The following is a 9,830-nucleotide window of genomic DNA, read 5'->3' as shown; positions in this document are numbered from 1 at the left end:
GTATCCGTCGGTGGGGCACCAGCAGGGGGCGGCCGGGCAGCAGGGCCTGGCTCAGGGGGTGCACCCGGGCCCGGACCCGGCCGGGCCGGACGGCGCCGGACCGGCGACCTCGCCGCTCCAGGCGCTGTTCGACCTCTCGTCTCCCGTCGAGTCCTCGTCCGGGCACGAACCCGCGCAGGGACCCGGGCAGGGACCCGGGCAGGCCGGGCAGGCCGGGACGGCCCCGCAGGCAGCAGCCGCAGGGCCCGCCGGGGGTCAGGGCCGGGTGGATCCGGGCGAGCGGCCGGCGCCGTTCAGGGACGAGCCGTACGGGGGCGACTCGTACGGGGGCGACTCGTACGGGGGCGAACCGTACGGGCGCGACCCGTACAGGGGTGAGCCTTACGGAGGTGAGCCCTACGGGGGCGAGCCTTATGGAGGTGCCGAGCGTGCCGCCGCCGATGGTGGCGGCGGCGCGGCCGGGGACGGGCAGGAGGTCCCGCAGGGACCGGCCCCGAGACCGGTGCGGCGGCGGGTGAAGACGGTGCTCATCGCGGCCGTCTCCGGCGTCTCCGTGCTGGCCCTGGCCGCCGCCATCGTCTGGCTGACCCCCACGACGCCCACCCCGAAGACCACGAACGTCGCCGTCGTGACCGGCGTGCCCACCACCTCCGCCGCCGTGCCCAGCAACACGCCGCGCCCCAAGCGCAGCCGGACGGCCAGGCCGACCCCACAGGGCGACGGCACGCCGAGCGCCCTGCCGACCGGTGAGACGACGCCCGCCGCAGACGGGCTCAGGATCGTCTACGTGCGGCCGGGCGGCACCAAGAACGGCGACTGCTGGACCGGTGGCCAGGTGACGCTCCAGGCGCTGGTCAAGCGGACCGGCGAGTCGGTGAGCTTCAGCTACACCTGGGTCATCGACGGCACGTCCGCCGGCCGGGCCTCGGCGATCATCTCCGAGAACGGCCAGCGCTACCTGACCGCGCCCCGGACCCTCGAAAGCACGGGCGGCGCCCACAGCGTCGTGCTGCGGATCACCTCCCCCATGACACTCCAACGGGCCATCTCCGTCCCGATGTGCGAAGCCGGGACCTACTGACGGCTGCGCAGCTCGTCGAGGAGACCCAGGGCGGCGTCGGCGATCACGGTCCCCGGCGGGAAGATCGCCGCGGCGCCCGCGGCGCGCAGCTCGTCGTGGTCGCCCGGCGGGATGACGCCGCCGACGACGATCATGATGTCCGCGGCGTCGAGGGCGGCCAGCGCCTCGCGCAGCGCGGGCACCAGCGTGAGGTGCCCGGCGGCCAGCGAGGAGACGCCCACGATGTGCACGTCGGCCTCGACCGCCTGCCTGGCGACCTCTTCCGGCGTCTGGAACAGCGGGCCGACGTCCACGTCGAAGCCCAGGTCGGCGAACGCGGTGGCGATCACCTTCTGGCCGCGGTCGTGACCGTCCTGGCCCATCTTGGCGACCAGGATGCGCGGGCGGCGGCCCTCGGCCCGCTCGAAGTCGGCGCAGGCCCGGCGGGCGCGCTCGATGTTGGCCGCCGGGCCTGATTCGTCGCGATACACCCCAGAGATGGTACGTACCTGCTCGGCGTGCCGGCCGAACACCCTCTCCAGCGCGTCGGAGATCTCGCCCACGGTGGCCTTGGCCCTGGCGGCGTCCACGGCCAGCTTGAGCAGGTTGTGCTCCAGGCCGGGCGTGGGGTTGTCGGCGGCCTTGGTGAGCGCGTCGAGCGCGCGCTGCACGGCGTCGTCGTCGCGTTCGGCCCTGAGGCGGGCCAGCTTGGCGAGCTGCTGGGCGCGTACGGCGCTGTTGTCGACCTTGAGCACCTCGATGGCCTCGTCGCCGTTCGCGCGGTACTTGTTCACGCCGATGACGGGCTGGCGGCCGGAGTCGATCCTGGCCTGGGTACGGGCCGCCGCCTCCTCGATGCGCAGCTTGGGCAGGCCGGCCTCGATCGCCCTGGCCATGCCGCCGGCGGACTCGACCTCCTGGATGTGCGCCCAGGCGCGTTCGGCCAGGTCGTGGGTGAGGCGCTCGACGTAGTAGGAGCCGCCCCACGGGTCGATCACCTGCGTGGTGCCGGACTCCTGCTGCAGGAGGAGCTGGGTGTTGCGGGCGATGCGGGCGGAGAAGTCGGTGGGCAGCGCGAGCGCCTCGTCCAGCGCGTTGGTGTGCAGCGACTGGGTGTGGCCCTGGGTGGCGGCCATGGCCTCCACGCAGGTGCGGGCGACGTTGTTGAACACGTCCTGCGCCGTCAGCGACCACCCGGAGGTCTGGCTGTGCGTACGAAGGCTCAGCGACTTCGGATTTTTCGCCTGGAAGCCGGATACGAGCTTCGCCCACAGCAGCCGGGCGGCCCTGAGCTTGGCGACCTCCATGAAGAAGTTCATGCCGATGCACCAGAAGAACGACAGTCTCGGCGCGAACCTGTCGACGTCCATCCCGGCGGCGACCCCGGCCCGCAGGTATTCGACCCCGTCGGCGAGCGTGTACGCCAGCTCCAGGTCACACGTCGCCCCGGCCTCCTGAATGTGATAGCCGGAAATGCTGATCGAATTGAATTTCGGCATCTTCTCGCTCGTGTACGCGAAAATGTCCGAGATGATGCGCATCGACGGTGCCGGCGGATAGATATACGTGTTGCGGACCATGAACTCTTTGAGAATGTCGTTCTGAATGGTCCCCGCGAGCTCGGCGGGCTCGACGCCCTGCTCCTCGGCCGCGACGATGTAGAGCGCGAGCACGGGCAGGACGGCGCCGTTCATGGTCATGGACACCGACATGCGATCCAGCGGGATCCCGTCGAACAGTTGCCGCATGTCGTAGATGGAGTCGATCGCGACCCCCGCCATGCCGACGTCGCCGGCCACGCGGGGGTGGTCGGAGTCGTATCCCCGGTGCGTGGCCAGGTCGAAGGCCACCGACAGGCCCTTCTGCCCGGCCGCGAGGTTGCGCCGGTAGAAGGCGTTGGAGTCCTCGGCCGTGGAGAAGCCCGCGTACTGGCGGATGGTCCAGGGCTGGTTGACGTACATGGTCGGGTACGGGCCCCGCAGGAAGGGGGCGGCGCCGGGGTAGGTGCGCAGGAAGTCGAGCCCTTCGAGGTCGCCGGCCGTGTAGAGCGGCTTGACCCCGATCCCTTCCGGTGTCTCCCACACCTCACCGACGTCGGAGAGCCCGCCGGGCGGTGCGGGGGCCTCGGCCGCCCGTCCGTCGTTGAGCGGGATGCCGGAGAAGTCCGGGATCATCGGGTCACCTCCAGGTCGTCGAAGGTCGTGCCGAGGACGGCCAGGGCGTCGCAGCCGGCGTACAGGTTGGCGTCCACTCCGGCGTACTGCCCCTTGCCGGCCAGCCATACCCGCTTCGCGCCCGCCCGCCGCAACGCGGTGGCCACGGCGGCGGCGTGCTGGGCGTAGAGCTTGTCGGTCGAGCACAGGCAGGCGACGGAGGCGCCGCTCATGGCGAAGGCGGTGGCGATCTGCTCGGGGTCGGCGCCGGGGCCCGCGCTCTCGGTGGCCAGGCCGCCCGACTGGAACAGGTTCGCGGCGAAGGCGGCCCTGGCGGTGTGGGCGGCGACGGGGCCGATGGTGGCCAGGAAGACCTTGGGCCGCTCGGGCTGCGCGTCGGCGAGGTCGCGCAGCGCCTCGAACGCCTCGGCGTAGCGCACCTCCGGCAGGCCGCCCCCGCCGCTCCGGGCGGCCGGGACCGGCGGGCGGAGCGGTCTTTCGTCCAGGTTGGGGAACTCGCTGACGCCGGTGATCGGGAAGCGCCGGTGGGCGATGTCGCGGGCGCGGCGCTCCCGGGTGGCGGCGAGGCGGCCCGCGATCAGCTCGGCGACCGGCCCGACTTCTGCCGGGATGCCGCCGGCGGCCTCGATCTCCTGGAACCAGGCCCAGGCGCGCTCGGCCAGGGCGGCGGTGCGGCTCTCGACGTACCAGGAGCCGCCGGCCGGGTCGATCACCCGGCCGATTCCCGACTCCTCCAGCAGCAGCGCCTGGGTGTTGCGGGCGATGCGGCGCGCGAAGGCGTCCGGCGGGCCGTAGCAGGCGTCGAAGGGCTGCACGGTGACCGCCTGCGCCCCGCCGACCCCGGCGGCGAAGCAGGCGAGGGTGGTGCGCAGCATGTTCACCCACGGGTCGCGGGCGGTCATCATGGCCGTGCTGGTGACCGCGTGCTGTCGCTGGCCGCCGTGCTCGCCCGCCCCGCACACCTCGGCGACCCTGGCCCACAACAGGCGAGCCGCGCGCAGCTTGGCGATGGTGGCGAACTGGTCGGCGGTGGCGGCGTACCGGAACTCGATCTGGCCTAGCGCTTGCTCAACTGAGAGTCCGCCGCCGGTGAGCGCCCGCAGCTCGGCGACGCCCCGCGCGATCGAGCAGCCCAGCTCGTCGGCGTCGCTGCCGCCGGCGTCGTGGTACGGCGTCGCGTCCACCGTGACGGCCCGCAGCCCGGGGAAGTCCGCGACGCAGCGGAGCGCCAGCTCCAGCCCGTCGCCGCCCCCGAGGGCGGAGGCCCCGAGGTTGCCGCCCGGCGCGAAGCCGCGGGTGGCGGCCAGGCCGAGCAGGGTCTCGGCCGCCTCTCCTGCCCGCGCTCCCGCCTCCAGCACCACCGGGGCCAGGTCGAGGTAGACGTCCTTGAGCACCGCGCCGAGCTCGCCGACCGGGATCGCGCCCTCGCCGACGACCAGCCACAGCGAGGTGACGCCGTTCTCCAGGTCGGCCAGCACCGCCTCGGGGTCGGCCGCGGAGTGCCGCTGCCGCACGTCCCATCCGGGGACGGCCGCGGCACCGCGCACGTAGGGCGCCGCACCGGGCTTCCCGGGGTCGCCGGGCAGGTCGTCCATGTCGTAGAGGGGCGCGATCGGCATGCCGTCGTAGGTCTCGGTGGACAGCGCCTCTTCCGGCGAGGCCGCCTCGATGCCGGATTTGCGCAGGACCTCGACCGCCAGCGACCGCCAGCCGTCACGGGTGGTGGACGCGAAACCCGCTGCCAGTTCCATGTCTCGGATAGTAGGCGGAATGCCGCAAAGCCAGTAACCCCGGGGGGCCCCAGACGGGGCGCCGGGGCGGAGGACACGGACGCCGTCCTGCCGGACCTCGGGAAACGGCCCCGGAGACACCCCGGAGGCGGGGTGTCTCGCTGAGCCGGGCCCAGGGCCGAGCCCCCAGGCAGCCCGCCGACGGGCTTCGGGCGGGTGAGGTCAGGAGGCGGGCGCCTCCCAGGCCAGGCGCCAGGTGACGGGACCCACGATCCCGTCGTCCGCCACGCCCTGCTGGCGCTGGAACCGGCGGCACACCTCACGCGAGCCGGCCCCGTACGCGCCGTCCACCTCCAGGTCCCAGCCCCGGCTGCTCATCTGCCGCTGCCACGTGCGCACGTCATCGCCGCGCATCACCGGCGGGTATTTCAGCAGCCTCCCGGGGAACGGCGGCGCCGCGGGACCGGGCCCGGGCGGGGTCGGACGCGGCGCGCCCCGCTTGACCCAGGCGTAGAGCGGCTCACCAGGGCAGTCGGTCGAGTATCCGTCGCGGTGCCCCTTGATCTCCTTGCCCGCGTGCCCGCGCTCGCGGAGGTGCTGGACGGCGTCCAGGATCGCGTGCAGGAGCCCCTCGGGCGGTTGCACGAGCCCCGAGTTGCCCACCAGGCCGAGCACGGCGTAGTGGGCCGCGTTCAGCCCCGGGCCGTTCGCGGCGGGCAGGTGGTGCAGCCCGCGCCCCTCGAACACCTTCATATGCGGACACGCCACGTACGAGTAGCCGATGTCGATCCAGCCGTTGTCGTCCATGTGGTAACCCTGGATGGACTGGACCAAGGCCACGCAACCGTTGTGGTCGGAGACGATGCCAGGGTCGACTTTGCCACCGGTGTAGTGGACTTTCACTCCCTTGGTGGAGTCGAGCTGTGTGTAGTCGCCGCGCGGCGGGCGGGCGTTCCAGTCGCGCCGTAACACCAGGTCGATGGCCATGGCGATCTCCGAGAGTCGTGATGATGACGACCGAGCGTAACGCGACGGGTGCGCCCAGGTCCCGGGGATCACGATTTTCGGGCTTGCAGGGCTTAGGGCCTGATGACCCGTTTGTCGGTAACGATCGCGGTGATCAGATCGTGCGGCGTCACGTCGAAAGCCGGGTTCAGCGCGCGTGTCCCCTCGGGCGCCACGCGCACGCCGCGCACGGTGACGATCTCCTCGTCCCCCCGGTCCTCGATCTCGATGTGCTCGCCTGACGGGGTGTGCTGGTCGATCGTGGACTCGGGCGCGACCACCACGAACGGCACGCCCGCGCGCTCCGCGCCGAGCGCGAGGGCGTACGAGCCGATCTTGTTGGCGGTGTCGCCGTTGGCGGCGATGCGGTCGGCGCCGATGAGCACCGCGTCCACCTCGCCCCTGGCCAGCAGGTACGGCCCCGCCGAGTCGGCGATGAGGCGGTGCGGCGCGCCCATCCTGGCCAGCTCCCAGGTGGTGAGCCTGGCGCCCTGGAGCAGCGGCCGGGTCTCCAGCGCGAGCACCTCGGCCAGCCGGCCGCGCTCGTGCAGGGTCTGGACGACGCCGAGCGCGGTGCCGCGTTCGACGGCGGCGAGCCCGCCCGTGTTGCAGACGGTCATGATCCGCAGCCGGTCGCCTTCGAGCAGGTCGGCCCCGCGCTCGCCCATGGCCAGGCAGGCGGCGATGTCGTCGTCGCGCACGCGCAGCGCGGCGGCCAGCACCGCCTCCCGGCCCGCCCCCTGGTGCGCGGCGGCCTGGTCGACGCCCCAGGCCAGGTTGACGGCGGTGGGCCTGGCGGCACGCAGCGCGGCGATCTCCCCTGGGTCGCCATCGGCCAGCACCACGCCGAGCGCCCCCGCCACGCCGAGCGCGGGCGCGCCGCGCACGGCCAGCCGCTGGATCGCCGCCACCAGCTCGCTGACGGTGTGGATGCGCAGCATCACGCACTCACCGGGCAGCCGCGTCTGGTCCACGAGCTCGACGGCTCCGTCGACCCAGTCAATGGTCCTCACGGGGCAAACGCTATCGTTCCCGGCGCAACGTTCCGCCTGCTTCTCCGCTGCCCTCTTTCCCGGGCCCCCTCTCCAAGAGGCTCCAGCGCTGGAGGCTGCGGATCAGCGTTCCGCCAGGACGATCACCGAGTCCTGCTCGTGCAGGACGATGGGCTCGGCCTTGGCGGGGTTGAGGACGATGCCGTAGTGCGGCGGCGCGTTGCGCGCCTGGGCGCTGCGGTAGCCGATGGCGGTCTCGCCCCTCCGGCGGGCGGCCTCCACGACCGTGGAGAACGTCACCTTCGTCCCGGTCTTGACGTACAGGGCCGCGGACCGCGGGTAGATCTCCGAGCCGCGGGAGTCGAAGAGGTAGCCGAACACGTCGGCGAGGTGCCTGTTCTCGGCGAGCTGGGCCAGCAGCAGCCCGATGACCGTGTCGCTGATCACGATGTCGTCGGCCTCGGTGACCTCGGCCAGGGCCCGGTTGTTCTCGTCGTGCATCTCGCTGACGATCGAGTAGTGCTCGCCGAGCGCGCTCTGCATGTCGCGCAGCTGCAGCAGCGTCATGAGCGTGCGCGTGTCGGCGTGGTGCGGCTTGAACCGGTCGTCGGACAGCACGATGACGTGCTGGAAGAGGCCGACGCCGAGCGACTCCAGCGCGTACCTGTCGGTGGTGTCGCAGTCCTTGACGTTCACGGTGAGGTTGCGCAGGCCCGCCAGGCCGGCGCCGGCCTTCGGGTGGTCGGCGGCCACCTCCAGGACCGAGCCGGGGGCCACGTAGCCGTCGAGGTAGCGGATGATCTGCTCGGCCCGGCCGTTCCAGTTGAGCAGCAGCGTGCGCTCGGGCTCGGTGGGCGGGCGCTCCGCCGTGACGACGGCCGACTCGTCCACGGACGGCTTCCCGGCGGCCAGGCGGACGTGGGAGTCGTCGTGCGCGATGACGATGACCTGGTCGTCCTCCTTGACGACGGTGTCCATGGGCGGGTTCAGCACCACGCCGGACGGCCTGCGCAGGCCGATCACGGAGGCGGTCTGGTAGGCGTGCAGCGCCTCGCCGTACGTGAGGCCGACGGTCTTCTTGGGGGTGCGCAGGTAGATCTCGCCGCCGTCGAAGTTCAGCAGGTCCATGCAGACCACGGACATGCCGGACTGGCGCGAGGACTGCACGATCAGCCTGGAGGCGGTGTCGTCGGAGTCGACCAGGTGCACCTCGCCCCCGCCGGCCAGGCGGGCGGCGGCGATGTTGCGGCTGGAGGCCAGGCTGGCGACCACCGGCGGGTGGATGCCGTCGCGCTTGGCCAGCGCCAGCAGGATCTTGATGACGTGCGCGTCCGGGTCCTCGCCCTCGGGCGAGAGCACCACGACGGACCTGGCGGAGTCCAGGTTCATCAGCGCGAGGTCGTGCGGCTCCGTGGGGCGGCCCGTACGGCACACCAGCCGGGTCCTGCCCAGGTCGCCGACGTGCTCGCGCAGGTCCTCCTCCATCGCCAGCTTGTCATGATCGGCCAGTACGGCGATCACCGAGCCCTTCTGGCTGGCATGCGCCTTGGCCAGCTCGGCCACGATCGTGAACACCTGGTCAGACCAGCCCAGCACCACCGTGTGACCGGACTCCACGATCCGCGAGCGTCCCCTGCGCAGGCGGTCCACCTTCTGCTTCAGCCCGTTGGACAGCAGGCCGACGAGCATGCTGACGATGAAGAGCCCGCCGAGCGACCCGGCGAACATCACCGCCATGTAAGCGGTCGAGCCCTTGTCGCTGGCGACCTTGCTGGGGGTGAGGGCGTGCATGAGCGCCACCCACAGCACGTGCCCGGCCCCCGTCACGCCTTCCGGTTCGTCAGGCGCGAGCCAGAGCGTGAGCGCCGCCACCACCACGATCAACCCGACCGAAACCAGCGCCAGCCACCCGATCAGCGACGCCGTCCCCTTGGACATGGTGTTGTCGAACCAGTACCGCATTCTTTCGCGGAACGTGACCTTCGACACTTCCCCGATACCTCCGTGTAAGGAGTGATTTGACCCGACGACACAAGGTACCGGTGGATCTTGGCTTCCGCAGCGCGACCGGTAACGTATCGGCCATGGTGATCCCCCTGACACCAGACGATCCGGCAGCGCTGGGCGGCTTCCGCCTGGCGGGCCGGCTCGGCGAGGGCGGGCAGGGCGTGGTCTACCTCGCGCACGCCCCCTCCGGCGAGCCGGTCGCGATCAAGCTGCTCAGCGCGGGTGACAAGCAGACGCGGGCGCGGCTGGCGCGCGAGCTGGAGGCGCTGGAGGGCGTCGCGTCCTTCTGCACGGCGCGCGTGCTCGACGTCTCGACCGGCGGGCCCAGGCCGTTCGTGGTCAGCGAGTTCGTGGACGGCCCGTCGGTGGCCGACCGGGTGCGCGAGCGCGGCCCGCTGCGCGGCGGCGAGCTCGAACGGCTGATGGTCGGCACGGCCACCGCGCTGGCGGCCATCCACGCGGCCGGGATCGTGCACCGCGACTTCAAGCCGGCCAACGTGCTGCTCGGTCCCGACGGGCCCAGGGTTGTGGACTTCGGCATCGCCAGGGCCGAGGGGGCGGCGACGATGACGTCGGGGCTGATCGGCACGCCGGCCTACCTGGCGCCCGAGCAGATCAGCGGCATGCCCGCGGCGCCCGCCTCCGACGTCTTCGCCTGGGCGGCGTCGATGCTGTACGCGGCCACGGGAACGAGCCCGTTCGGGGCGGACACCGTACCGGCCGTGCTGCACCGGGTGCTGCACGCCGAGCCGGACCTGTCGGCGCTGCCGCCACGGCTGCGCGGGCCGATCGCGGCCTGCCTGGACAAGGATCCCGCGCGCCGCCCGACGGCACAGCAGCTCATGGTCTCCCTCGTGGGCCC

The 9,830-nt window shown here is 72.4% G+C and carries 6 protein-coding genes and 1 pseudogene; 2 read left to right on the top strand and 5 right to left on the bottom strand.

From position 1 onward, the window contains the following. Positions 1 to 1,081 (top strand): annotated as a pseudogene (locus tag ETD85_RS64075) (hypothetical protein); the annotation flags it as partial. On the opposite strand, the gene scpA reads toward ETD85_RS64075, so the two are convergent. The 5 genes from scpA to ETD85_RS56255 form a co-directional block, all read right to left on the bottom strand. Next, positions 1,075 to 3,234 (bottom strand): methylmalonyl-CoA mutase, encoded by a 2,160-nt coding sequence (gene scpA, locus ETD85_RS56275; RefSeq protein WP_138698052.1) that lies wholly within the window; start codon positions 3,232 to 3,234, stop codon positions 1,075 to 1,077. The pseudogene ETD85_RS64075 and the gene scpA overlap by 7 nt on opposite strands. After that, a complete protein-coding gene (locus tag ETD85_RS56270; RefSeq protein WP_138698051.1) occupies positions 3,231 to 4,985 on the bottom strand; it encodes a methylmalonyl-CoA mutase subunit beta in 1,755 nt (584 codons plus the stop codon). The genes scpA and ETD85_RS56270 overlap by 4 nt, the downstream gene beginning before the upstream one ends. Before the next feature lie 201 nt (positions 4,986 to 5,186). Further along, positions 5,187 to 5,951 (bottom strand): peptidoglycan recognition protein family protein, encoded by a 765-nt coding sequence (locus ETD85_RS56265; RefSeq protein ID WP_138698050.1) that lies wholly within the window; start codon positions 5,949 to 5,951, stop codon positions 5,187 to 5,189. A 92-nt stretch (positions 5,952 to 6,043) separates the two neighbouring features. Beyond that, positions 6,044 to 6,982: an S-methyl-5-thioribose-1-phosphate isomerase gene (mtnA, locus tag ETD85_RS56260; RefSeq protein ID WP_138698049.1), complete on the bottom strand. Its 939-nt coding sequence runs from the start codon at positions 6,980 to 6,982 to the stop codon at positions 6,044 to 6,046. A 102-nt stretch (positions 6,983 to 7,084) separates the two neighbouring features. Next, entirely contained in the window at positions 7,085 to 8,950 is a 1,866-nt protein-coding gene (locus tag ETD85_RS56255) for a CASTOR/POLLUX-related putative ion channel (RefSeq protein WP_138698048.1), read from the bottom strand. A 95-nt stretch (positions 8,951 to 9,045) separates the two neighbouring features. Here ETD85_RS56255 and ETD85_RS56250 point away from each other — a divergent pair. Next, a partial coding sequence (locus ETD85_RS56250) for a serine/threonine-protein kinase (RefSeq protein ID WP_138698047.1) occupies positions 9,046 to 9,830 on the top strand: 785 nt, incomplete at its 3' end.

It is taken from the genome of Nonomuraea zeae, from assembly GCF_005889725.1.
GTDB lineage: Bacteria > Actinomycetota > Actinomycetes > Streptosporangiales > Streptosporangiaceae > Nonomuraea > Nonomuraea zeae.
The sequence above is the reverse complement of the archived record's forward strand: the minus strand, read 5'-3'. Positions and strand labels throughout refer to the sequence as shown.

Excerpts from the sequence above, each read along its gene's own strand:
- scpA (WP_138698052.1), bottom strand. The coding sequence starts at position 3,234 with ATGATCCCGGACTTCTCCGGCATCCCGCTCAACGACGGACGGGCGGCC.
- ETD85_RS56270 (WP_138698051.1), bottom strand. The coding sequence starts at position 4,985 with ATGGAACTGGCAGCGGGTTTCGCGTCCACCACCCGTGACGGCTGGCGG.
- ETD85_RS56265 (WP_138698050.1), bottom strand. The coding sequence starts at position 5,951 with ATGGCCATCGACCTGGTGTTACGGCGCGACTGGAACGCCCGCCCGCCG.